We start from the raw sequence: 24,887 nt of genomic DNA, 5'->3' as shown, positions 1-24,887 counted from the left end.
TATCTATAAATACATGATGAACGAGTTTCTTCCTATTATATAATATAAAACTTTGAACAGATTTATTATCGAAAATGAAATTTACATACAACTATTGAAAATGTTAATGAATTAGTCTAGAATTTTTCGATGCACACAATTCAATGTACATTTAAAAACGAAGTTTAAATGATTATATTTAAGTCTATATATTTTTGCATGCTAATGTTCAAAATGATTGAGGGAGGAATTATTGAGGATGAATTGGATATCGATACTCTTATTCATTCTGGTAGTAGGTGGTATTTCATTATACGCTTATCTACAATCGAAAAAAGTTAAAACAGATAGTTCAGATGGTTACTTTATGGGAGGTAACAGTCTGACAGGATTCACAGTTGCTTCGACGATTATTATGACTAATTTATCTACGGAGCAAATCGTGGGACAGAATGGACAAAGTTATTCACAAGGTATGGAAGTTATGGCATGGGAGGTTACTGCAGCTGTAGCGGTTGTACTATTAGCTTGGGTCTTCTTACCTAAATATTTACAATATGGTGTTACGACTATATCTGAATTCTTAGAATTAAGATATGATACTTTTACTAAGCGATTTGTATCTATCTTATTTATTTTCACATACGTCGTTTCATTCTTACCCGTTGTACTTTACTCTGGTTCACTCGTGTTCAACAAAATGTTTAACATTGATAAATATTTAGGAGTAAGCAGTACAACTGCCGTTATCATTATTTCCTTGGTCATAGGCGTTGTAGGAATCATCTATTTATTTGTCGGTGGTTTATCTCTTAGCGCATTCAGTGACTCTATTTATGGTATGGCGCTTATTATCGGTGGACTTGCGATTACAATTCTAGGTCTCGGACATCTAGGTGACGGTAATTTTATCCATGGTTTCGATAAAATGGTTCAAAAAACGCCAGAGAAATTGAATGGCTTCGGTAAAATCGATTCTGATATTGTGCCATGGCCTACGTTATTCTTCGGTATGTTCTTCAACAATTTATTCTTCTGGTGCGCAAACCAAATGATTGTTCAAAAAGCGCTTGCTGCTAAGAACTTAAAGGAATCACAAAAAGGTGCTATATACTTAAGTTTATTCAAGGTGTTCGGGCCTTTATTTACAGTGCTTCCAGGAGTAGTTGCATACAACTACTTTAATGGCAGTATTAAAACTCCAGACAATGCGTATCCAGCGCTTGTAAGTTCAGTACTACCTGATTGGGCTTTCGGTTTATTTGGTGCCGTGATTTTCGGAGCAATCTTAAGCTCATTTGTAGGTTCATTAAACAGTACAACGACATTACTTACGCTTGATTTTTATAAACCCATCTTTGGAAAGAATAAATCTGATAAACATATTGCACGTGTAGGTCACATTGCGACAATCGTTATTGGCGCAATTGTAGTAGGGCTTGCGCCAGTCATTTCATTATTCCCAAGTGGTTTATACGCTGTTGTACAACAATTCAATGGTGTTTATAGTATGCCAGTACTCGTACTTGTGTTTGTCGCATTCTATTCTAAGAAGACATCTAAGTTAGGTGCTAAAGTTGCACTTGCTACACACATTATAATATATGCGATTGTGAGTCTCGTATTTACAGAAATTAACTATCTATATACATTCAGCGTATTATTCTTTGTAGATTTAATTATTGTATTAATTTTCAATAAGATTAAACCTTCTAGTGAATATGACTTAAAATCACGTCAAGCACAGGTCGATATGACACCATGGAAATATCGCTATGTTGCTGGAATAATTATCTTGGCATTAGTGGTAATAAGTTATATCATCTTTTCACCACTCGTACTTGCGAAATAAATGTTACAATTGGAACTTGATAAATGAATGAATAGAAGTGTACGTTGGCACGCTAGAGGTAGTGTTAACGTACACTTTATCTATATTAAATTTAATTTTCCTGAAAATGAAAAACGAAAGGAGGTTCTAACGCATATGCATACAGTCGGCATCATACCTTCACCAGGTGTTGCACATCATCATGCGAAGAGAATCATACCAAAAGTAAAAAAATTGCTTACTGAACGTATCGAAGGTGATAGCCATTGGAACTTCGATATTAAAGTAGATTTAATGATAGGTTCAGCTGAAGATGTACATGAAAGTGTGGACAAGGCCGCTCAATTAAAGGACGACCATCACTGGGATTATGTCATCTGTTTAACTGATTTACCGAGTATTTCTGATAATAAAGTCGTGATTAGTGACTATAATAATGATAAGCAAGTAGCTATGTTATCTCTACCTTCACTTGGCTTTATGGGTTTGAACAGTAAATTAGTTAAGACTGTGACATCTTTGATTGAACAGTTATACTATGAAGATCCGAAAAGTAAAAATGCGCCACATCCATTTGTACGCATGAAATCAGTTGAACTTAATGAAGATGAATCTGAAAAAAGACGTTACATTAATACATTATTTATCATTAGTTGGATTCAACTTATTGGTGGTTTAACACGAGCCAATCAGCCATGGAAGAATATCTTTAATTTTAAAAAGATTATCTCCGTTGCATTTGCTACAGGTACGTATATTTCAATTTTCTCTATGCCTTGGGAACTCAGTGTCATTTATTCACCTTTCAGACTTATACTGCTTATGATTATTGCGATATTAGGTATGGCAGGTTGGTTACTATACGCACATCAATTATTAGAAAGAAAGACTGCGAAATCCCAACGCGTTTATCGTTATATCTATAACTCAACGACACTAGTTACATTGAGTGTGATTACTTTAATGAATTATTTTATTCTATACATTTTACTCATTATCAGTATTACGCTATTTGTACCAGTTGATTTATTTAATAGTTGGACAAGTGCAAAGGCTCAATTTACCTTTACTAATTATTTAAGATTGATTTGGTTTGTCGCGTCATTAGGTCTATTAGCAGGCGCTATGGGTTCTACAGTTGAAGATGAAGAAAAAATACGACGCATTACGTATTCATATAGACAATATCATCGCTATAAAGAGGCAGAAGAAGAACAAAAAGAACAACAACAATCTCAAGACGTATCACATCAGAAAGTTGAACAACAAGCTTCAAGTAATGATCAGCAAGATGAACAATATGAAGGTAAAAAACAAGGTCACAGAGAGGAGGATGAGTAATGGCAGATTTGGAGAAAAGAACGGTTGGACTAGTTGTAGCGCCAGGGGTTACAGAACGTCTAGCAGAAAGTTTGATGGAAGAGTTGCCAGATATGTTGTCTGAACAATACAACAACGAAAAAGAATGGATATTTGATTTGGTTACAGATCCATTAACTGGCTTCGCAGAATCTGTAGATGAAATATTTAAGAAAGTTGCAGATTATCATGATAAGCGTCAATGGGATTACGTCATTTCAATTACTGACTTGCCGATGTTTGCTGATCATCAAGTGATGGCATTAGATATCAACATGTATAACGGCGCAGCAATCTTCTCATATCCAGCATTTGGCTGGCGCCCAGTAAAAAATAGATTTAAACAAGCAATTCTTAGTATCATTCAAGAACTCCATGAAGCAGAACACGAAAGTCGTAATTACGATGATAATAACAATATAGAGACATCCGTTAAAAAACAATTTCCTCTCTCTAAAATAGATAAAACTCAAGTGTATTTAGAAGAAACTGAGTCATATCATTTAAGATATTTATCAAGTTCTCGTTCTAGAGGTATGTTTAGACTTGTCAGTGGTATGACATTTGCTAATAACCCATTAAATATGATGGCAAGTTTAAGTAATATAGTTGCCATTGCCTTTACGACAGGCGCTTTCGGGCTTGTCTTTACAACGATGTGGAAAATGGCCAATAACTTTTCAATGTGGCGTCTATTTGGTATATCCATTATCGCGATTATTGGCATGTTAATATGGATTATGATGTCTCACGATCTTTGGGAATCTGTTAAATCAAGTAAAAATAAAAGGATAACTTGGTTATATAATGCTACGACAATTATGACGTTAATTATTGCCATTATCATTTACTATATTATTTTATATACTCTGTTCTTGATTGCAGAGTTAGTGTTGCTACCAGCAGACTTTTTAGGACAACAAGTAAGTCTTAAAGGTCCAGCAGGTCCAGATCTTTATTTAAGTATTCCTTGGTTTGCAGCATCTGTTTCTACAGTTGCAGGTGCTATAGGTGCAGGTTTATTAAATGATCAGTTAATTAAAGAAAGTACGTATGGCTATCGACAACGTATTCGTTACGAAGATACCCATGATAAAACTCAATAAGAATATGACATAAATTTATATGTATAATATGAATGATTGTATATAAAGCCACTCCATAATTTTGGGAGTGGCTTTGTTTATAACTAACTCTTTTCATAATTTATATTAAAAATTAGAAGCAAGATGAATAACAGTATTTTCAACTATTAAGAGCATAGATTTTCTATAAAAAATATTTTAAAATATTGTTTAACAACTTAATTTGAGTAAAAATTGAAAGTAGGGTTAGTTATGTACTGTTCAAATTGTGGACATCAATTAAAAGAGGGCCAATCATTTTGTAATCAATGTGGAGCACATATTAGGCAATCATATCAAAATCACCCACCTCATTATAACCAAAACCATTCTAACTACAACTTACAACGTGCATCTCGTAGTAAGAAGCCAACAGGTTTAATTATTTTATTATCACTCATCTTTATAGGATTCATTGCTGCTATGCTTTACGGAGCATATTATGCTTATGAACATTATGTCAAAGATGATGATAAGACATCAGAATCTGTTCAATCAAGTCCATCTAATACAAATGATTCAAAAAGTGAGAAAGATTCAACTTCTAAAGGTCCGCATATTGATGTCTTTAGTACAGCATTTGATAAAGGGTATATGAAATCTGCGTCAACGAGTGGTTATCAAGGTATATATACAGGTATGACACGTAAAGAAGTTGAAGAAAAATTTGGTAAATCCGATGGAAATGTTGATAGTTCAAATTATACTTACGAAAAGTATGGGAACTTAGCAGTTGCGTATGAGAATGATGAAGTTGTTCATGTAGGGGTGGCCCCTAATGATATTTCAGAAGATCAATTTATCCAAAAATATAACGAACCTGATGACAGAAAGCCAAATCAATTAATCTATGATAGCAATAAAGATAATGATTTCTCTGTATTAGTTAATGTTAAAAATGGGAAAATATCTGTTATCGAAAATGTTGATCAATTATAGAGAGTTGCGAAAGCAACTCTATTTGTTTATATAAAATTATGCAAATATTTTGAATTGTGAAATACAATGTAATAGAATTCAACCAATCGTACTCGATTGAAAAGAGGTGAATGTGTGAATAAGTAACACATGTTACTAGAAAACTAGTTATATTTTAAACTTATCATGTGAGTCGATGATTGACGCAATTATGAAAGAGAGAATTTAAATGGTTTGGTTTAACCAATTCGTAATATTTCGTGTGACTTGTTTTATGAGTTAAGGACACTTAAACTCACAATGGCATGAATAAATAATTAGACCTATTTAATGAAAAGAAACTAAGAATTAAATGTTAAACAGTCCGAAATACTGTTCGCTAAGACGAGGTAACGAAGTCATAAAAGTATAACTTTTATTGTAGCGGGTATCATATGTATAGAATTCGTATCTGTCATGTTTAAAAAGGAGTCGAAGTCGATATCATTTGCCGTATCACGCGGTAAACAAATGATTTCTGAGTATAATAATAAAACTGAAGCGGAAATATCTATTATCTTAGATAATCACAAGCAATGATTGTAGAAATTCACAGTAATAATGCAAGTGGTTTAGTAAATTTATTATTAATAACAAAATGACAGCTCAAAAATTAATTCAAAATATTTTTGCTTTCCCTGGAGCATCTAGTGGCGTTATTGATTTATTAAAATTCGCAATGATGTAGAGGTGTATCTCAATGAGTAAGCGTGTTTATGATATAAAAGTAGAAAGGTGTGGCGGTTCTACTTACTTTTTAGAAGAATATAAAGGAAAGGTTCTTATTATCGTAAATACAGCAACTAATTGCGCATTAAACGATCAATTTGAAGGATTGGAAACGTTATATCAAAAATATAAAAATGATGGATTAGTTGTTTTAAGTTTTCCTTGTAATAACTTTGACAATCAAGAACCTGGGTCGATGGATGAAATCTACAATACTTACCGTCGACGGTTTGGTATTACATTTCCTATCCACTCGAAAACAATTGTAAATGGTGACAATGAACATCCTTTATATACGCTTTTAAAACGCGAGAAACCTGGATTATTTGGTTCGCAAATTAAGTGGAACTTTACAAAGTTTGTTATTGATAGAGAGGGTAAAGTAGTAGGCAAGTATCTTCCTTATGACTCTCCAGAAGAGATGGAGGAATTCATTAAAGAATTATTAAATGAATAAATGATGATGTGTTAGCTCTCTTTTAAGTCGAAGTGACTTTTAAGAGAGTTTTTAGTATTTAATTTTAAAATTAATGATGAATATTTACACTGGTATCTTGACTTTCAAATTAAAAGTAGTTAAAGTAGTAAACATAATTATTTTGACAATTCAGATAGGAATTTAAGTGTTTGAATGAATTTATGAAATGAGGGGGGATCATAAATTGATGTCAGTAGATAAGATTACGTATGATAGTTTTACGGGTGATCCTTTTATCGACACTATCGATGCTGACGACCAAACCAAAGGTGCCTACCAAATATTAGAATGGGCTTACCAAATCTATGGTGACGATATCGTCTATTCATGTAGTTTTGGGACTGAAAGCATGGTGCTTATCAATTTAATTTATCAAATTAAACCAGATGCACAGATCGTCTTTTTAGATACAGACTTACATTTCCAAGAAACTTACGATTTAATTGATAGAGTGAAAGAGAAATATCCACGACTTCGAATTAAAATGAAAAAACCAGAACTTACATTAGAAGAACAGGCTGATAAATATAATCCCGCTCTATGGAAGAATAATCCTAATCAATGTTGTTATATTCGCAAGATTAAACCACTTGAGGAAGTTTTATCTGGCGCGGTAGCATGGGTTTCAGGATTAAGACGTGCCCAATCACCAACACGTGCAAACACGGACTTTATTAATAAAGATGAACGATTTAAATCAGTTAAAGTATGTCCGCTTATTTATTGGACTGAAGACGAGGTTTGGGACTATATCAAGAGTAATGATTTACCTTACAATGAATTGCATGATCAACATTATCCTAGTATCGGTTGTATCCCTTGCACTGCACCAGTATTTGACTCAAATGATTCCCGTGCTGGCAGATGGTCTAATTTCGAAAAAACTGAATGTGGCTTACATGTTGCAGACAAACCATAATAAGGTAATCAAAATTTTTTGACTTTAAAACATAGTATTCCGATAAGATATAACCAAAAACTTACTTTGTTATAGTAAAACTCATTTAAAAATTGTTGAAACATAAAATGATTCTCGGCGGTTAATGAATAGGGATAGATGTATTGTGCATCACTCTCTTTCATTTACTGTCGTGAATATTTAGTACATACTAGAATAAACGATATTGGAAACATTTTCAGAAATAAATATAATCAAATATCGGGATAATTAAGATAAGAGGTGTATATGATTGAACTTAAGTGTCACTAATAGCCCCTTTACTGAAGGGCAAGCAGCACAGATTAATGAATTACTCCAAACTTTAACACCAGAACAACAAACTTGGTTAAGTGGCTACCTCATGGCAAACCAATCATCGAATGCTACGAGTGAGGGAGCTTCTGACAATATAGCATCATCTTCAACGTCTTCAGTAAGTCAAGAAACTGAAGCCATGTTACATCGAAAAGAGCCTGAAGTAACGCCAGAACAACGCTCGATTACTATTCTTTATGGTTCTGAAACAGGTAATGCACAAGGGTTAGCAGAAATCTTTGAAGAACGTTTATCTAACATTGGAAATGATGTCACACTTAAATCTATGGACGACTTCAAGCCTAAAAATCTTAAGAAAGTTGAAGATTTATTTATTGTGACTGCAACGCATGGGGAAGGTGACCCTCCAGATAATGCTGTAGAATTGCATGAATATATCCATGGTCGTAAAGCGCCTAAATTAGATGGTGTAAGATTCTCAGTTTTAGCATTAGGAGACCAAACTTATGAATTCTTCTGTCAAACTGGTAAAGACTTTGATAACCGCCTTGCAGAATTAGGTGCTGAGAGAATTTATGACCGTGTCGATTGCGATGTTGATTATGATGAAGATGCTGAAAAGTGGATGGCGAATGTCATCAATGCGATAGATTCAACACCAGCAGGCACTGACAGTGAACAAGTGGTAAGTGAGTCTATTAAATCCGCAAAGGAGAAGAAATATTCAAAGTCTAATCCTTATGAAGCCGAAGTCTTAACGAATATTAATTTAAATGGTAGAGGTTCAAATAAAGAAACAAGACACATTGAATTATTACTTGATAATTTCGGTGAAGAATATGAACCTGGCGATTGTATTGTTGTCTTACCTCAAAATGATCCAGCCCTCGTCGACTTGCTCGTCAGTACATTAGGATGGAGTCCGGACACGCAAGTGTTAATTAATGAAGATGGCGATACACTTAATCTTGAAGATGCATTAACTTCTCATTTTGAAATAACGAAGTTAACAAAACCTTTAGTTGAGAATGCGGCAACGTTCTTTAACAATGATGAACTTAGCGAGAAAGTTCAAGACAAGGAATGGATTCAAAATTATATTGAAGGTCGCGACCTCATTGATTTATTAAATGATTTTGCAACAACTGAACTTCAGCCAGAAAATATGTATCAATTACTCAGAAAGTTACCACCGAGAGAGTACTCAATTTCAAGTAGTTATAAAGCAACGCCTGATGAGGTGCATATTACGGTGGGCGCTGTAAGATATAACGCGCATGGTCGTGATCGTACAGGTGTATGCTCAGTACAGTTTGCGGAGAGAATTCAAGAAGGTGATACGGTTCCAATTTACTTGAAACGTAATCCAAATTTTAAATTCCCTCAAAACGAAGAGACCCCAGTGATTATGATAGGTCCAGGAACTGGTGTTGCGCCATTCAGATCGTATATGCAAGAACGTGAAGAGCTAGGATTTGAAGGTCACACATGGCTATTCTTTGGTGAACAACACTTCACTACTGATTTCTTATACCAAACTGAATGGCAAGAATGGCTCGATGATGGCACCCTCTCTAAGTTAGACGTGGCCTTTTCAAGAGATACGGATCAAAAAGTGTATGTACAGCATAAAATTGCTGAAAATAGTGAGCAATTTAACCAATGGATTGAAAATGGTGCAGCGATTTATGTGTGCGGTGATGAGAGTAAGATGGCTAAGGATGTTCATCAAGCTATTCGTAATGTATTAGTGAAAGAACAAAATCTTTCTGAAGAAGATGCAGAAGAATACTTGAAGCAATTGAAACGAGATAAGAGATATCAACGAGACGTGTATTAATAGAAAGGATGGGGGATACATGGCTAGAACAAATAAACAAATTTCAGAAGAACTTGATAAGAATCTTGATGAAATGGAATTTTTAAAAGCCGACAGTGACTTTCTACGTGGAACAATCGAACAAGGGCTTGCCGATCCAATTACGGGCTCGATTTCACAAGATGACGCTAAGCTATTAAAGTTCCACGGAAGTTACATGCAAGACGATAGAGATTTAAGAGATGAACGTCGTAAACAAAAATTAGAACCAGCATATAGTTTTATGATACGTGTTCGTGTACCAGGGGGGAAAGCGACACCAGATCAATGGATTGCTATGGATGACATCTCTAATAATCATGCTAATCAAACGATTAAATTGACCACAAGACAGGCATTTCAATTTCACGGAATTTTAAAGCGTAACTTAAAACAGTCTATGAAGGAGATCAACGACTCTGTCTTAGATTCAATAGCTGCTTGTGGCGATGTAAATCGTAATACGATGTGTAACCCAAATCCCTATCAATCAAAAGTTCACAAAGAAGTGAACACATATGCTACTGACATTAGTAATCATTTACTTCCAAGAACTGGCGCATATCATGAAATTTGGCTAGATGGCGAGAAAGTATTAGATTCCAGTGAGGAAAAGGAGCCGATATACGGTAATACGTATCTACCACGTAAATTTAAAATCGGTATTGCTGTACCACCCTCTAACGATATCGATGTCTATTCACAAGATATCGGACTTATTGCTATTGTAGATAACGATGAATTACTAGGATTTAATGTCACGATTGGTGGAGGTATGGGTATGACTCACGGTAATACTCAAACGTATCCACAACTAGGGCGTTTAATAGGATTCATACCAAAAGAAAAAGCTGTAGATGTTTGTGAAAAGCTTTTAACAATTCAAAGAGATTACGGTAATCGTGAAAATCGTAAAAATGCACGCTTTAAATATACAGTCGATCGTCTTGGTGAAGCTTGGGTCAAAGAAGAATTGAACCGTCGATTAGGATGGGATATTGAAGATGCACGTGACTTTGAATTTGAACATAATGGTGATCGTTTAGGTTGGATTGAGGGTAATGGCAATTGGAATTTTACGTTGTTTATTCAAAATGGACGAGTCAAAGATACTGAAGATTATAAATTGAAAACAGCACTTAGAGAAATTGCTGAAATGCATACAGGTGACTTCAGATTATCACCGAATCAAAATTTAGTAATCGCTAACGTTACACCTGAGAAAAAAGATGAAATCCAAGCTATCATTGATAAGTATGGTCTTACAGATGGTAAGAACTATACTGGATTACGTAGAAACTCTATGGCATGTGTAGCCTTTCCAACTTGTGGATTAGCGATGGCAGAATCGGAAAGATACTTACCATCTTTAATCTCTAAAATTGAAGATTTATTAGATGAAGCTGGAGTTCAGGAAGAAGAAATTACAATTCGTATGACAGGATGTCCAAATGGTTGTGCAAGACCTGCACTTGCTGAAGTCGCATTTATCGGAAAAGCACCTGGCAAATATAACATGTATTTAGGTGGTGGCTTCAAAGGTGAGCGTCTCAATAAATTGTATAAAGAAAATATCGGTGAAAATGAAATATTAGAAAGTTTACGTCCATTGTTGATGAGTTACGGTAAAGAACGACTTGAAGGCGAGCACTTTGGTGATTTCGTCATACGTTCAGGTGTGGTAGCAAAAGTCCATGATGGTCGCGACTTCCATAGCTAATCTATAGGGGGAGTGATTAATATGGGCAAGGTATTTCTAGTTGGTGCAGGTCCTGGTGATCCTGATTTATTAACAATTAAAGGTTTAAAAGCAATTAAAAAAGCAGATGTGATTCTTTACGATCGTTTGATTAATAAAGAAATTTTAGAATTCGCCTCTCCTTCCACTAAATTCTTTTATTGTGGTAAAGATCCTAATAAGCATTCATTACCACAAGAAGAAACGAATAAAATGATGGTCACTTTAGCTAAGAAAGGGCATACTGTTACACGATTAAAAGGTGGCGATCCTTTCGTCTTTGGTAGAGGTGGCGAAGAAGCGGAAGTACTAGCAAATCACAATATTCCGTTTGAAATTGTACCTGGTATTACATCGGGTATTGCTGCACCAGCATACGCAGGTATTCCTGTCACTCACAGAGATTTTAGTTCATCTGTCGCATTCGTAACCGCAGTCAATAAACCAGGTATGGATAAAGAACAATATTGGGAACATTTAGCGAATGGACCAGAAACGTTATGCGTTTATATGGGAGTTAAACGACTTCCAGAAATTTGTGATTTATTAACGAAACATGGTCGTTCATCAGAAACGCCAGTCGCACTCGTTCACATGGGTACATCAATACGACAAAAAACGATTACTGGTACACTTGGTAATATTGTAGATAAGGCACATCAAATAACGAACCCAGCTATGATCATCATTGGTGATGTAGTCCATATGCGAGAGAAGATCAATTGGTTTGTGGAGCAAGCTGATGTAAACAAATTGTCAATTCCTAAAGTGACATCTAATTAGGACTGTTTTAGTTTTATCATTTATTTTCTGAAAATGAAGAAAAATAGTAAGATGAATATGACAAATACGAGGAGGGATTTACCGTGAATATGCCATTAATGTTAGATTTAACAAACAAAAAAGTTGTTGTTGTCGGTGGTGGGAAAATTGCTACACGACGTATTAAAACATTGTTAAATTACACAGAACATATTCACGTTGTAAGCCCGGTTATCACTAATCAAATAGCACAATGGGTTGAAACTCAGCGCATCACTTATTTGGAAAAACGTTTCGAACCTACTGATATTGAAGAGGCAGATATGGTAATTGCTGCTACCAATCATTCAGAGGTCAATGAAGAGGTAAGGTTATCAGTACCTGAACATGTGTTATTTAATCATGCAGAACAAGCTGAATTAGGTAATGTTACGTTTCCTAATGTTTTTCGAAGGGATCGCTTAACGATTAGTGTATCCACTGAAGGTGCGAGTCCAAAGTTAGGACAACGTATTATTAATCATTTAGAGGATACATATAATGAGGAGTATGTAACTTATGTTCAATTTCTATATGAAAGTAGACAATACATTAAAGCACTCAGCATAGAGCCATCTGATAAACATGCGTTACTTGAACAAATTTTATCAGACACATATTTAGATGAGAATAAGCAACATGAATTCATCCGATGGCTTCAATCACAGGTTTAATGAAGAATGGGGGCATTTGATATATGCGCAAAGTATTAATATTCGCAATAGCGGGATTTTTAGCACAACTTGTAGATGGGTCACTCGGCATGGGATTTGGTGCATCATCATCATCCATTTTACTCACTTATGGTATTGCGCCAGCAGTAGTTTCTGCAACAGTTCATTTCTCAGAAATTGCTACCACTGCAGCTTCTGGTACATCTCATTGGAAATTTGAAAATGTTCATAAGCCAACGATGTTAAAGCTTGCGATACCTGGTTCTATTTCAGCCTTCATAGGTGCAGGCGTTTTAACGTTTATTCACGGTAATTACATTAAACCATTCATTGCACTCTTTTTATTAAGCATGGGATTCTATATTTTATATCAATTCTTATTTAAAAGAACACATGAACACCATACGCATGTTGGTGATTTGAGTAGTTTCAAAGTGATTCCACAAGGTGCGATTGCAGGTTTCTTAGATGCTATCGGTGGTGGAGGCTGGGGTCCAGTGAATACACCGCTCTTACTTTCAAGCAAGAAAATTCAACCACGTTATGCGATTGGTACGGTTTCAGCTAGTGAATTCTTTGTTACATCTTCTGCAGCAATTAGTTTTATTATATTTTTAGGATTAACTCAGATTAACTGGTTTGCTGTCATTGCACTAAGTGTTGGTGGCATGCTTGCTGCTCCAATTTCAGCATATTTAGTTAAAATTTTACCTATAAATATTTTAGCAATATGTGTGGGTGGGTTAATTATTTTCACAAATAGTAATGCATTATTAAGTTATTTCATTAAAGATACAACAATCTCAAATACAGTTAGATGTATTATTTTAGCAGCAATTTTTGTTTTACTCATCGTTCAGGTGATTCGAAACAAGAAATTGTCTTTTTCTTACAAGAAAAGCCGAGTAAACAAATATAATTAATTGGATAAAGGGGTTATAAAACGATGTCTAAAAATGAAGAAGTAATTAACTATACAATTCAACCACATGGTGGTGAATTAATTAACCGAGTTGTTGAAGGTGAGGAAAGAGAACGTTTAATTAAGGAAGCATCATCATATAAATCAATTACTTTAAATCCTTGGGGTATTTCAGATTTAGAATTAATTGGTATTGGTGGTTTTAGTCCGTTAACAGGATTTATGAATAAAGCAGACTATACCAAAGTTGTTGAAGACACTCATTTAGAAAATGGATTAGTATGGAGTATTCCCATTACTTTACCAGTATCTGAAGAAGAAGCGAATCAATTAGAAATTGGTGATGACATTGCTTTATACGGTGAAGATGGTGAATTATATGGAACATTAAAATTAGAAGAGAAGTACACGTACGATAAAGAAAAAGAAGCAAAATTAGTCTATGGAACTACTGAAGAACAACATCCAGGTGTCAAGAAAGTGTATGAAAAAGGTAATGTGTACTTAGCTGGACCTATTCAATTAATCAATCGCCCTAAACATGATGAATTTTCTGATTATCATCTAGATCCATCTGAAACAAGACAATTATTCCATGATTTAGGTTGGAAAACGGTTGTCGGATTCCAAACTAGAAATCCAGTTCATCGTGCACATGAATATATCCAGAAATCAGCTTTAGAAATTGTAGATGGATTACTTCTCAATCCTTTAGTTGGAGAAACTAAATCAGATGATATACCTGCTGATGTTCGTATGGAAAGTTATCAAGCTATCCTCAAGAATTATTTCCCTGAAAATAGAGCACGACTAGTGATTTATCCTGCAGCAATGCGCTATGCCGGCCCTCGTGAAGCAATATTGCACGCAACAGTGCGTAAGAATTATGGTTGTACACACTTTATAGTGGGACGTGATCATGCGGGTGTGGGTGATTACTATGGCACATATGAAGCGCAAGAGCTTATCACTCAATTTGAAGATGAACTAGATATTCAAATCTTAAAATTTGAACATGCTTTTTATTGTGAAGCATGCGGTAATATGGCGACGGCTAAGACATGCCCTCATGATGCCTCTCAACATTTATATTTAAGTGGTACAAAAGTTAGAGAAAAATTACGTAACGGAGAATCCTTGCCGACTCAATTTTCAAGACCAGAAGTCGCTGAAGTACTAATTAGAGGTTTACGAGAAAAATAATAAAGTAAAAGGAGAGATAGCATGAGTGAATCTAACAATATTACTTGGCATGATTCAGAAGTGACGAAAGAAGAAAGACAAAATCGTAATGGTCATAAAAGTGCAGTTATTTGGTTTACGGGGTTATCTGGTTCAGGTAAATCGACCGTTTCTGTCGCTTTAGAAAAAGCGCTATTCAATGAAGGAAAGCAAACATATCGTTTAGATGGGGATAATGTGCGTCATGGTCTTAATAAAAATTTAGGATTTAGTCCTGAAGATCGTACTGAAAACATACGCCGTATAGGTGAAGTTGCCAAACTCATGGTTGATGCAGGTTCAATCACTGTGACAGCTTTCATTTCACCGTATAAACAAGATCGCGATAATGTACGCGCGATTCTCAAAGATGATGAATTTATAGAAGTATATACGAAATGTAGTGTTGAAGAATGTGAGAACCGCGATCCTAAAGGATTGTATAAGAAAGCACGCTCTGGAGAAATTCCTGAGTTTACAGGTATTAGCGCCCCTTATGAAGCTCCAGATCATCCAGAAATCATTTTAGATACTGAACATGAATCAATTGATCAATCAGTTGATCGTGTGATTCAATACCTTAAGCAACATCAATATATTTAACTCACAAGCATGTATGTCAATGAACATACATGCTTTATGTTTGAATTGTTATATGTCTATACATATTTTTTATTTTGAAAATCTTTGTTACAATTATAGAAAGCGCTTACAAAATACAAGGGGATTTAACGAGTATGATGAGGAATGATTTATTGGGGGATGATTAAAATTTTATACATCTGTGTATAGTAATACTTATTAAACCTACGTATGACATAGCGGAGTTAATAAAAGGGGATGTTAAATATGCATGGAGATAATATATGGTTAACGATGATTGGGTTAGCGATCATTGTTTCAATTGTAGGTTTACTCATAGCGAAGAAAATTAGCCCGGTTGTTGGCATGACATTGATACCATGTATCGGTGCAATGATATTGGGGTACAGTGTGGGAGATTTAGTAAAATTCTTTGATAAGGGCTTATCACAAGTTATGAACGTTGTCATAATGTTTATATTTGCCATCATCTTTTTTGGCATTATGACTGATAGTGGATTATTTAAGCCTTTAGTGAAGCGATTGATATTAATGACGAGAGGTAATGTGATTATTGTTTGTGTTATGACTGCGTTAATTGGTTCATTTGCACAATTAGATGGCGCTGGGGCAGTGACTTTCCTACTTTCAATACCAGCATTGCTTCCATTATATAAAGCGCTAAATATGAATAAATACCTACTAATATTATTACTTGCATTAAGTGCAGCAATTATGAACATGGTTCCGTGGGGTGGACCTATGGCACGTGTGGCAACAGTATTGAAAGTGAAAAGTGTGAATGAATTATGGTATGGTCTGATTCCAATTCAAATTATTGGATTCGTCCTCGTAATCATCTTCGCAGTATACTTAGGATTTCGTGAAAAGAAACTTATTAAGAAGGCGATAGAAAAAGGCGAAGTAGAAGAAACGCAAGATGTAGATATACATAGATTAGTTAATATTTATGAACGTGAACAAGATATTAAGTTTCCAGTTAAAGGCCGTGCTAGGAATAATCCTTATATTATATGGATAAATGTAGTATTAACGATTTTAGTTATCGTCATCATGTTAGCAAATCTAGCGCCACCAGAGTTTGCTTTCATGATAGGCACTTCACTCGCACTAATTATCAACTATAAAAGTGTTGATGAACAAATGGATCGATTAAAGGCTCATGCTCCTAATGCCTTAATGATGGCGGCAGTCATTATTGCAGCTGGAATGTTCTTAGGTGTTCTTAATGAAACGGGTATGCTTAAAGCGATTGCTACTGATTTTATTAAGATTATTCCAGATGCAGTAGGTCCATATTTGCATATCATTGTTGGAATATTCGGTGTGCCGTTAGATTTATTAACAAGTACGGATGCATATTACTTTGCTGTTTTACCTATTGTTGAACAAACTGCTAGTCAATTTCATGTTTCAGCTGTTTCTACAGCATATGCAATGGTGATAGGTAATATTATTGGTACATTCGTAAGTCCGTTTTCACCAGCATTATGGTTAGCCATTGGACTTGCTGAAGCGAATATGGGTACTTACATTAAGTATGCATTCTTTTGGATTTGGGGATTTGCTATTGTGCTACTACTCATCGCAGTACTTATGGGCGTCGTTACTGTTTAGATTTTAATTAAATCATATACTTAGTGTGAAGGCGCTATCACAGAAGGGATGAAACGAAGTTTTCATCCCTTTTTCAATGAAATAATTTACTCTAAAAATTATCAGATAAATTACAACAACTGTAACAACGATGTTGATTAAATCGCTATAACTACTGTCATGAAAGTGGTTTAAATTGTGTAAAATTGACACACGTTTTTTACAAGAGGGCGTTACATTATTATGATTCATTTACAAAGTATTAACATTGTACACAAACGGTTGTGTGTCTGTTACAGTGTTTCTTGTCGTTAATTAACGAAGAAAAAATTAAACTTAAATGTTAAAGATAATTGAAGGTAGCCACGAGATAGTTAAAAGATTTACCCAAATTATAGGAGGATATTAAAATGAAAAAAATCGCTACAGCTACAATCGCTACAGCAGGTATTGCAACATTTGGAATCATGCAACACGATGCAGATGCAGCGGAAAATAACAATAATGGATATAACCCTAACGATCCTTATTCTTACAGCTACACTTATACAATCGATCAACAAGGTAACTATCATTACGATTGGAAAGGTAACTGGAGTCCACAACAAGCTCAACAAGGAAACAACTCTAACTACTCAAATGCTAACCAAAGTACACAAAGCTACAATTCATACAATAACTACAATAATTATAGAACAAATAACCAAACTCAAAGCTACAACTCAAATAATGGTGGAGGTTTAGGTGCAAATTATTCAACTTCTGATAGAAACGTTAAAGTAACAACTCAATCAGCACCAACTCAAAAATCTTCAAGCAATGCATCAGCTGCATTCGCAGGTCAAACATCTTCAGGTTCAAACCTATACACTTCAGGTCAATGTACTTACTATGTTTATGACAAAGTTGGCGGCAAAATCAGCTCAACTTGGGGCAACGCTAACAACTGGGCTAACGCAGCAGCATCATCAGGTTACACTGTAAACAATACACCTAAACAAGGTGCAATCATGCAAACTTCACAAGGTGCATTCGGTCACGTTGCATACGTTGAGAACGTAAATAATGACGGTTCAGTAAAAGTATCTGAAATGAACTATAACGGTGGACCTGGAGTTGTATCTACTCGTACAATCTCAGCAAGCCAAGCTGGCGCTTATAACTACATTTCATAATCGAGTGACTAGAAATATTTTTAGTACTGAAGCCATGAACTTAAACGGTTCATGGCTTTTTTATATAGATAAGAAACTTTATACATATAAAGAGTTAAGTCAATGATTATGTGATTGAAGTTATTTTAAAAGGGAAATTTAAAAATAAAGAGATTAGAGTTGAGCTATTTTTAGCTTTAAGGAAGGTGAAGTAACATGGAATTTAACATTTGGATGTGGATTATTTTAGCAGTTATTATCATTGTCACTATAGCTGTTATTCTTATATTAACAGTTGGTTCAGTTTATGAAGAACGTGCTTACGATAAACGTTCAAAAGAAGAAAAACGTAAAAACACAGAAAAGAACCTTCAAATGGCAAAAGGTCACACAGATGAAGAAAGTGAAAAGAGTGAAGCACCACACCATCAAACTGAAGATAAAGCACATCATTCAGTAGATAATGAAAAAGTTGAAGAACGGTTTAAAGACAAAGATAGATAAGTAGAATATTTTTTATTCATAAGGCTCTGACATGTAGATGATAATCACACATGTTAGAGTTTTCTAATTGTTCGCAATAAAGTGCCCTTTCTACATATAGTTCATGAAACGTTAAAATCTTTTTGACACTTTCGTTAACGTCTAAGTTATCGATTGTAATACTATATATAGTGTTATATTTTGTAAATAGATACCATATATAGAAAAAGGTGATAATATGACTGCTTTAGAACAATCATTAACACGATTGATAACAAAAGACCCGACAATATTAAATGAAAATGCAAATAAAGATAGTAATACTTTCTCTACAATGAGAGATTTAACAGCTGGAACTGTATCTAAATCATATGCACTAGAAAATCTACTTCCAAAACACGTAGCTAAAGCACATTTATCTGGAGATATACATTTCCATGATTTAGACTACCATCCTTTTCAACCATTAACGAATTGTTGTCTAATTGATGCTAAAGATATGTTAGAAAATGGCTTTGAAATAGGTAATGCACATGTGACCTCCCCTAAATCAATACAAACCGCATCTGCACAACTTGTTCAAATTATCGCAAACGTATCAAGCAGCCAATATGGTGGTTGTACAGTTGACCGCGTAGATGAATTATTAAGTACATATGCTAAATTAAATGCAGAACATCATCGTGAAATGGCACAACAATATGTCCAACCGGATAAAATAGAATCTTACGTAGAGCAACAAGTGACTAAAGATATCGGCGATGCCATCGAAAGTTTGGAATACGAAATTAATACACTTTATACCTCCAACGGTCAAACGCCATTTGTAACATTAGGATTTGGTTTAGGTACAGATGAACTTAGTCGCAAAATACAACAAGCTATTTTACGTACGCGTATTAAAGGACTGGGTAAAGACCGTATGACAGCTATTTTCCCGAAACTTGTCTTCTCAATTAAAAAGGGTACTAACTTTAGCCCAGATGATCCCAATTACGATATTAAACAACTCGCGCTTGAGTGTTCAACGAAACGTATGTATCCTGACATCTTAAATTATGACAAAATCGTTGAGCTTTTGGGTGATTTTAAAGCGCCAATGGGTTGCCGTTCATTCTTACCTAGTTGGAAAGATGCAACAGGAAACTTTGAAAATAATGGCCGCTGTAACTTAGGCGTTGTCACATTGAATATCCCAAGAATTGCAATAGAATCTAATGGTGATATGGCCAAGTTTTGGGAGTTATTTGATCAAAAAATGCAATTGATGCATGATGCATTAGTTTATAGAATTAAACGCTTAAAAGATGCAATACCTAATAACGCGCCAATTCTTTATAAAAGTGGTGCTTTTAAATACAAATTAAACGCTTCTGAAAATGTAGAAGAACTGTTTAAACACCAACGTGCGACGATTTCAATGGGTTACATTGGCTTATATGAAGCCGCAACAATGTTTTACGGTCCTGATTGGGAGGATAATATTGAAGCTAAAACATTTACATTAGATATTCTAAGAGAAATGAAATATTATCAGAATGCATGGACTAACCAATATGATATTTGGTTTAGTATTTATAGTACGCCAAGCGAATCTTTGACCGACCGATTTTGTCGCTTAGATAAAGAGCGCTTTGGTGAAATACCTGATATTACCGATAAAGGATACTACCAGAATTCCTTCCATTATGATGTGCGTAAAGATGTAACACCTTTCGAGAAGTTAGATTTTGAAAAGGATTACCCTTACTATGCAAGTGGTGGTTTCATTCATTATTGTGAATATCCTAAACTTAATCACAACATTAAAGCGTTAGAGGCAGTGTGGGATTATTCTTATGATAAAGTTGGCTATTTAGGAACGAATATTCCTATTGATCATTGTTACAAGTGTGATTATGATGGTGATTTTGAAACTACTGAAAATGGTTATAAATGTCCGAACTGTGGAAATAGCGATCCTAAGACCGTCGATGTCGTGAAAAGAACATGTGGTTATTTAGGAAATCCAGTACAACGACCAGTAATAGAAGGACGTCAAAAAGAAATTTGTGCAAGAGTTAAACATATGAAGGAACCACGTTCATGAGCATGTTAGACATTAAAACAGGACAAAATCACATTGCTAAAATTGAAAGTCATAGCTTTGTGGATGGCGAGGGTGTACGTTGTAGTGTATATGTATCAGGATGTCCTTTTCAATGTAAAAAGTGCTATAACGAAAAAGCACAGATTTTTAAATATGGTGAAACATTTTCTGAAGATATCTTGCAAGAAATACTTGAAAATTGTGCCCCCTCATATATTTCTGGAATCAGTATTTTGGGTGGAGAGCCTTTTTGCAATTTGAATATATCTTTAAAGATTGCACGAGCGTTTAGAGAGAGATTTGGTTACAGTAAAACGATTTGGATATGGACTGGCTTTCTATTCGAATATTTGAAACATCAAACGGATGAACGACGAGAATTACTTGAACTTACTGATATTTTGGTTGATGGACTATTTATGTATCAGCTATATAAACCCAATTTACCTTATAAAGGCTCTCTTAACCAACGCGTGATAGACGTTCAAGATTCTTTGCGTAGCCATGGGATTATTGAATATGTGTAATAATGAAGCGGGTGATAACACTCGCTTCAGTTTATTTCATAATCTAAAATGTTAAAAGAGATATTAATCACTAAAGTAGGAAAAATGATAATACCTAATCAAATTTAAAGTGATAATAAATAATATTCTACCTATATATATACTATTTACATCTTTAAGTGATAAAATATTAATGTATACAAAATTTGTTCACCAAGTTTAAGGAGATCTTCTCATGGTTTTATTTATCATAGAAATCATAATAATGATTCTTGCGATATTATTAGGTCTTAGAACAGCTGGCGCACTTGGATGTGGTATCTTTGCGATTGTGGCTCAGTTAATAATGATATTTATCTTTCGATTACCTCCAGGTTCAGCTCCTGTTACAGCAGTTTTAATTATCTTATCTATTGGTATCGCAGGCGGAACTCTTCAAGCAACAGGTGGTATTGATTATCTCGTTTATATTGCTTCGCGTGTGATTGAACGCTTTCCAAAATCGATTATATTTATTGCTCCGATGATTGTTTTCCTTTTCGTCTTTGGTATAGGTACGGCTAATATAGCTTTATCCTTAGAACCTATTATTGCAAAAACGGCGCAGAAGGCACATATACAACCTAAGAGAGCCTTAACTGCATCAGTTTTAACTGCAAATTTAGCACTGCTTTGTAGCCCTGCAGCTTCAGCTACCGCATATATCATTTCAGTTTTAGCAGGATATCATATATCGATGGGTAAGTATTTAAGTATCGTTTTACCAACTGCTCTTATTAGTATGTTGCTACTTAGTATTTTTTGTACTTTTGTAGGGCGTAAAGAGAAAGTACATGATTCATCTGAGCGTTTAGTTCAAATGCCGGAGGACGAGCTTGAAAATCAATTTTCAGGAAAAGTAAAAATAGGCGTGCTAAGCTTTCTATTATGTGTGTTAGGCATCTTAACATTTGGTATATTCCCACATCTTATGCCTACATTCGATGTTAATGGAAAGACAGTCAAAGTAGAAATGACTGAGATAGTACAATTCTTTATGTATTTAAGTTCAGCAATTAATTTACTATTAGTCAAAATTAACACATCAGATATTTTAACTTCTCATATTACGCAATCAGCAACGGGAGCTTTATTTGCTGTGCTTGGACCGGGTTGGTTAGGTGCAACAATCTTTAATGCGCCACAAAATTTAAAAATATTAAAAAATGATATCGGACAAACGATTAGCCAAGTTCCATGGTTAGTCATTATATTGGTTTCCATTGTAGCGATGATTGTAATATCTCAAACTGCCACTGCATCGATTATGGTGCCGATCGTTATGAGTTTAGGCATTCCACCTATTTATTTCGTAGCCATGGTACAAACATTGAACGTTAACTTCGTGATACCAGCTCAACCTACATTACTATTTGCTGTGGAGTTAGATGAAACAGGCAGAACGAGACCAACCAGCTTCGCCGTCCCAGGATTCTTTGTGATTACTGTATCTATCATCATTGGGTTCACTATTAAAGCACTATTAGGTTATTAAAAATTAAATCATTCTCTACGGTTTACATAAACTACTTTTCAATGAAATTGGAAAGTAGTTTTTCTTTTGTATAAGGAATTATTTCTTTAAGAGTCGAAGTTTTGAAAATAAATAAATATTCTTTGAATGCGTATTTTTATGCATAATCAACATTCTGTAAAATTCGTTTATTTTGTTAAATTTTAATTTAACACTGTTGTCATAGTCATTTTAAATGAGCATTAAAATGCCTCAAACTATATAAATATTCACTATAACGGTTAAAAATCTTTGTATGTAATTTGCATTATTATTAAAACTTCGTTATTGTCTTTTTTGTGAATCAATAAATATTGAGCGTAATTGAACACACGATTCATAAAAATAATATTAGGGGGATCACAATTGAAAAAGGAAAAAGTTATGGACTGGACGACCTTCATAGGCGTAGTCATAGTATTACTTTTTGCCGTTATACCTATGATGGTTTTTCCGAAAGCAAGTGAAACAATCATCACAGACATCAATAGTGCCATTTCTAATTCAATTGGTTCTGTGTATTTATTTATGGGACTGGCAATCTTTTGTTTCGTTCTTTACATAGCGTTTGGTAAATACGGCAATGTCACATTAGGGAAAGCAAGTGACAAGCCAGAATTTAATAATTTCACATGGGCTGCGATGCTATTTTGTGCGGGTATCGGCTCAGATATCTTGTATTGGGGTGTGATTGAGTGGGCGTTTTACTACCAAGTCCCACCTAATGGCGCAAAACCAATGTCAGATGAAGCACTTCAATATGCGACACAGTATGGTATGTTCCACTGGGGCCCTATTGCATGGGCTATCTATGTATTACCAGCACTACCAATCGGTTATCTTGTGTTCGTTAAGAAACAACCGATTTATAAAATTAGTCAAGCTTGTCGACCTATTTTAAAAGGTCAAACTGATAAATTTATCGGTAAAGTTGTAGATATATTATTTATATTTGGTTTACTTGGAGGTGCCGCTACGTCATTAGCACTTGGTGTGCCAATGATTTCAGCTGGTGTTGAGAAGTTAACTGGTTTAGATGGAACTAATATGGTGTTACGTTCAATCATCTTATTAACCATTACAGTTATATTCGCAATTAGTTCTTATACTGGATTGAAAAAAGGTATCCAAAAATTAAGTGACGTCAACGTGTGGTTATCATTCATATTACTAGCGTTCGTGTTTATCGTTGGTCCAACAGTGTTTATTATGGAAACAACGGTAACTGGGTTCGGTAACATGTTAAGAGATTTCTTCCACATGGCGACTTGGATGGAACCATTTGGCGGTATTCATGGTCGTAAGGAAACTCATTTCCCTCAAGATTGGACAATTTTCTATTGGTCTTGGTGGTTAGTATATGCACCGTTCATCGGTTTATTTATCGCCCGCATTTCTAAAGGTCGTACACTTAAAGAAGTAGTATTAGGTACAATGTGTTACGGTACATTAGGATGTGTATTATTCTTCGGTATTTTTGGTAACTATGCAGTTTACCTACAAATTACTGGACAATTTAATGTTATTAATTATTTAAATAGTCATGGTACTGAAGCAACAATTATTGAAGTAATGCATCAGTTACCATTCCCAACAATTACAATTATTTTATTCTTAATCTCAGCATTCTTATTCTTAGCAACAACATTTGACTCTGGTTCTTATATCCTAGCAGCTGCATCACAGAAAAAAGTTATCGGGGAACCTTTAAGAGCCAATCGTTTATTCTGGGCATTCGCATTATGTTTACTTCCATTCTCACTCATGTTAGTGGGTGGCGAGAGAGCACTTCAAGTATTGAAAACAGCATCAATATTGGCCAGTGTACCTTTACTCGTCATTTTCACCTTTATGATGATTTCCTTCCTCATCATACTGGGTCGAGATCGAATAAAACTTGAAACACGTGCAGATAAATTGAAAGAAGTTGAACGACGATCACTTCGAATCGTTCAAGTCAAAGAAGAACCAGAAGACGATAATTTATAAATACTAATTCAAAAAAGCCAAGGGATAT

General features: G+C 34.7%; 20 protein-coding genes and 1 pseudogene. All 21 read left to right on the top strand.

Features of this window, described 5'->3' with window-relative positions:
- Positions 1-238: 238 nt before the first annotated feature.
- The 21 genes and pseudogenes from HMPREF2706_RS02920 (at position 239) to HMPREF2706_RS02825 (ending at position 24,859) form a co-directional block, all read left to right on the top strand.
- Positions 239-1,831, top strand: coding sequence for a solute:sodium symporter family transporter (locus tag HMPREF2706_RS02920; protein WP_030059200.1), 1,593 nt, complete (start codon positions 239-241; stop codon positions 1,829-1,831).
- 135 nt (positions 1,832-1,966) lie between these two features.
- Entirely contained in the window at positions 1,967-3,151 is a 1,185-nt protein-coding gene (locus HMPREF2706_RS02915) for a 5,10-methylene-tetrahydrofolate dehydrogenase (protein ID WP_070862180.1), read from the top strand.
- The gene (locus HMPREF2706_RS02910) at positions 3,151-4,275 is read left to right on the top strand and encodes a 5,10-methylene-tetrahydrofolate dehydrogenase (protein ID WP_070862179.1); all 1,125 of its coding nucleotides are present in this window, start codon (positions 3,151-3,153) and stop codon (positions 4,273-4,275) included. The genes HMPREF2706_RS02915 and HMPREF2706_RS02910 overlap by 1 nt, the downstream gene beginning before the upstream one ends.
- 231 nt (positions 4,276-4,506) lie before the next feature.
- Positions 4,507-5,232, top strand: coding sequence for a zinc ribbon domain-containing protein (locus HMPREF2706_RS02905; RefSeq protein WP_030059196.1), 726 nt, complete (start codon positions 4,507-4,509; stop codon positions 5,230-5,232).
- A gap of 441 nt (positions 5,233-5,673) precedes the next feature.
- Positions 5,674-5,938 (top strand): annotated as a pseudogene (locus HMPREF2706_RS12345) (NAD(P)/FAD-dependent oxidoreductase); the annotation flags it as partial.
- 12 nt (positions 5,939-5,950) lie between these two features.
- A complete protein-coding gene (locus HMPREF2706_RS02900) occupies positions 5,951-6,436 on the top strand; it encodes a glutathione peroxidase (protein WP_037550641.1) in 486 nt (161 codons plus the stop codon).
- 208 nt (positions 6,437-6,644) lie between these two features.
- Positions 6,645-7,376 (top strand): phosphoadenylyl-sulfate reductase, encoded by a 732-nt coding sequence (locus HMPREF2706_RS02895; protein WP_037550639.1) that lies wholly within the window; start codon positions 6,645-6,647, stop codon positions 7,374-7,376.
- A 271-nt stretch (positions 7,377-7,647) separates the two neighbouring features.
- Positions 7,648-9,513, top strand: a complete 1,866-nt coding sequence (locus HMPREF2706_RS02890) for an assimilatory sulfite reductase (NADPH) flavoprotein subunit (RefSeq protein WP_037550636.1) — start codon at positions 7,648-7,650, stop codon at positions 9,511-9,513.
- Positions 9,514-9,532: 19 nt separating this feature from the next.
- Positions 9,533-11,251: an assimilatory sulfite reductase (NADPH) hemoprotein subunit gene (gene cysI, locus HMPREF2706_RS02885; protein ID WP_049427792.1), complete on the top strand. Its 1,719-nt coding sequence runs from the start codon at positions 9,533-9,535 to the stop codon at positions 11,249-11,251.
- Between the two features lie 21 nt (positions 11,252-11,272).
- Positions 11,273-12,052, top strand: coding sequence for a uroporphyrinogen-III C-methyltransferase (gene cobA / locus HMPREF2706_RS02880; protein WP_049427794.1), 780 nt, complete (start codon positions 11,273-11,275; stop codon positions 12,050-12,052).
- An 83-nt stretch (positions 12,053-12,135) separates the two neighbouring features.
- Positions 12,136-12,744, top strand: a complete 609-nt coding sequence (locus tag HMPREF2706_RS02875; protein WP_030059188.1) for an NAD(P)-binding protein — start codon at positions 12,136-12,138, stop codon at positions 12,742-12,744.
- Positions 12,745-12,767: 23 nt separating this feature from the next.
- A complete protein-coding gene (locus HMPREF2706_RS02870; RefSeq protein WP_037550633.1) occupies positions 12,768-13,667 on the top strand; it encodes a sulfite exporter TauE/SafE family protein in 900 nt (299 codons plus the stop codon).
- 23 nt (positions 13,668-13,690) lie between these two features.
- Positions 13,691-14,869, top strand: coding sequence for a sulfate adenylyltransferase (gene sat, locus HMPREF2706_RS02865; RefSeq protein WP_070862178.1), 1,179 nt, complete (start codon positions 13,691-13,693; stop codon positions 14,867-14,869).
- Positions 14,870-14,890: 21 nt separating this feature from the next.
- Entirely contained in the window at positions 14,891-15,490 is a 600-nt protein-coding gene (gene cysC / locus HMPREF2706_RS02860) for an adenylyl-sulfate kinase (RefSeq protein WP_030059184.1), read from the top strand.
- Positions 15,491-15,736: 246 nt separating this feature from the next.
- Positions 15,737-17,107 (top strand): CitMHS family transporter, encoded by a 1,371-nt coding sequence (locus HMPREF2706_RS02855; protein WP_049427796.1) that lies wholly within the window; start codon positions 15,737-15,739, stop codon positions 17,105-17,107.
- Between the two features lie 389 nt (positions 17,108-17,496).
- Complete coding sequence (locus HMPREF2706_RS02850; protein WP_002436224.1) at positions 17,497-18,261, top strand: CHAP domain-containing protein; 765 nt, start codon at positions 17,497-17,499, stop codon at positions 18,259-18,261.
- A 195-nt stretch (positions 18,262-18,456) separates the two neighbouring features.
- Entirely contained in the window at positions 18,457-18,744 is a 288-nt protein-coding gene (locus tag HMPREF2706_RS02845) for a hypothetical protein (RefSeq protein ID WP_030059182.1), read from the top strand.
- Positions 18,745-18,961: 217 nt separating this feature from the next.
- Positions 18,962-20,812 carry an anaerobic ribonucleoside-triphosphate reductase gene (gene nrdD, locus HMPREF2706_RS02840; RefSeq protein ID WP_023351049.1) on the top strand — a complete coding sequence of 617 codons (1,851 nt, stop codon included), beginning with the start codon at positions 18,962-18,964 and terminating at the stop codon, positions 20,810-20,812.
- Entirely contained in the window at positions 20,809-21,339 is a 531-nt protein-coding gene (gene nrdG, locus HMPREF2706_RS02835; protein WP_030059181.1) for an anaerobic ribonucleoside-triphosphate reductase activating protein, read from the top strand. The genes nrdD and nrdG overlap by 4 nt, the downstream gene beginning before the upstream one ends.
- A 214-nt stretch (positions 21,340-21,553) precedes the next feature.
- Positions 21,554-22,852, top strand: a complete 1,299-nt coding sequence (locus HMPREF2706_RS02830; protein WP_002436174.1) for an anaerobic C4-dicarboxylate transporter family protein — start codon at positions 21,554-21,556, stop codon at positions 22,850-22,852.
- 384 nt (positions 22,853-23,236) lie between these two features.
- Positions 23,237-24,859: a BCCT family transporter gene (locus tag HMPREF2706_RS02825; RefSeq protein ID WP_002469734.1), complete on the top strand. Its 1,623-nt coding sequence runs from the start codon at positions 23,237-23,239 to the stop codon at positions 24,857-24,859.
- Positions 24,860-24,887: the final 28 nt, after the last annotated feature.

Source organism: Staphylococcus sp. HMSC067F07, assembly GCF_001837405.1.
GTDB lineage: Bacteria > Bacillota > Bacilli > Staphylococcales > Staphylococcaceae > Staphylococcus > Staphylococcus capitis.
This window is presented reverse-complemented; position numbering and strand designations above follow the sequence as displayed.

Excerpts from the sequence above, each read along its gene's own strand:
- HMPREF2706_RS02920 (WP_030059200.1), top strand. The coding sequence starts at position 239 with ATGAATTGGATATCGATACTCTTATTCATTCTGGTAGTAGGTGGTATT.
- HMPREF2706_RS02915 (WP_070862180.1), top strand. The coding sequence starts at position 1,967 with ATGCATACAGTCGGCATCATACCTTCACCAGGTGTTGCACATCATCAT.
- HMPREF2706_RS02910 (WP_070862179.1), top strand. The coding sequence starts at position 3,151 with ATGGCAGATTTGGAGAAAAGAACGGTTGGACTAGTTGTAGCGCCAGGG.
- HMPREF2706_RS02905 (WP_030059196.1), top strand. The coding sequence starts at position 4,507 with ATGTACTGTTCAAATTGTGGACATCAATTAAAAGAGGGCCAATCATTT.
- HMPREF2706_RS02900 (WP_037550641.1), top strand. The coding sequence starts at position 5,951 with ATGAGTAAGCGTGTTTATGATATAAAAGTAGAAAGGTGTGGCGGTTCT.
- HMPREF2706_RS02895 (WP_037550639.1), top strand. The coding sequence starts at position 6,645 with ATGTCAGTAGATAAGATTACGTATGATAGTTTTACGGGTGATCCTTTT.
- cysI (WP_049427792.1), top strand. The coding sequence starts at position 9,533 with ATGGCTAGAACAAATAAACAAATTTCAGAAGAACTTGATAAGAATCTT.
- cobA (WP_049427794.1), top strand. The coding sequence starts at position 11,273 with ATGGGCAAGGTATTTCTAGTTGGTGCAGGTCCTGGTGATCCTGATTTA.
- HMPREF2706_RS02870 (WP_037550633.1), top strand. The coding sequence starts at position 12,768 with ATGCGCAAAGTATTAATATTCGCAATAGCGGGATTTTTAGCACAACTT.
- sat (WP_070862178.1), top strand. The coding sequence starts at position 13,691 with ATGTCTAAAAATGAAGAAGTAATTAACTATACAATTCAACCACATGGT.
- cysC (WP_030059184.1), top strand. The coding sequence starts at position 14,891 with ATGAGTGAATCTAACAATATTACTTGGCATGATTCAGAAGTGACGAAA.
- HMPREF2706_RS02855 (WP_049427796.1), top strand. The coding sequence starts at position 15,737 with ATGCATGGAGATAATATATGGTTAACGATGATTGGGTTAGCGATCATT.
- HMPREF2706_RS02850 (WP_002436224.1), top strand. The coding sequence starts at position 17,497 with ATGAAAAAAATCGCTACAGCTACAATCGCTACAGCAGGTATTGCAACA.
- HMPREF2706_RS02845 (WP_030059182.1), top strand. The coding sequence starts at position 18,457 with ATGGAATTTAACATTTGGATGTGGATTATTTTAGCAGTTATTATCATT.
- nrdD (WP_023351049.1), top strand. The coding sequence starts at position 18,962 with ATGACTGCTTTAGAACAATCATTAACACGATTGATAACAAAAGACCCG.
- nrdG (WP_030059181.1), top strand. The coding sequence starts at position 20,809 with ATGAGCATGTTAGACATTAAAACAGGACAAAATCACATTGCTAAAATT.
- HMPREF2706_RS02830 (WP_002436174.1), top strand. The coding sequence starts at position 21,554 with ATGGTTTTATTTATCATAGAAATCATAATAATGATTCTTGCGATATTA.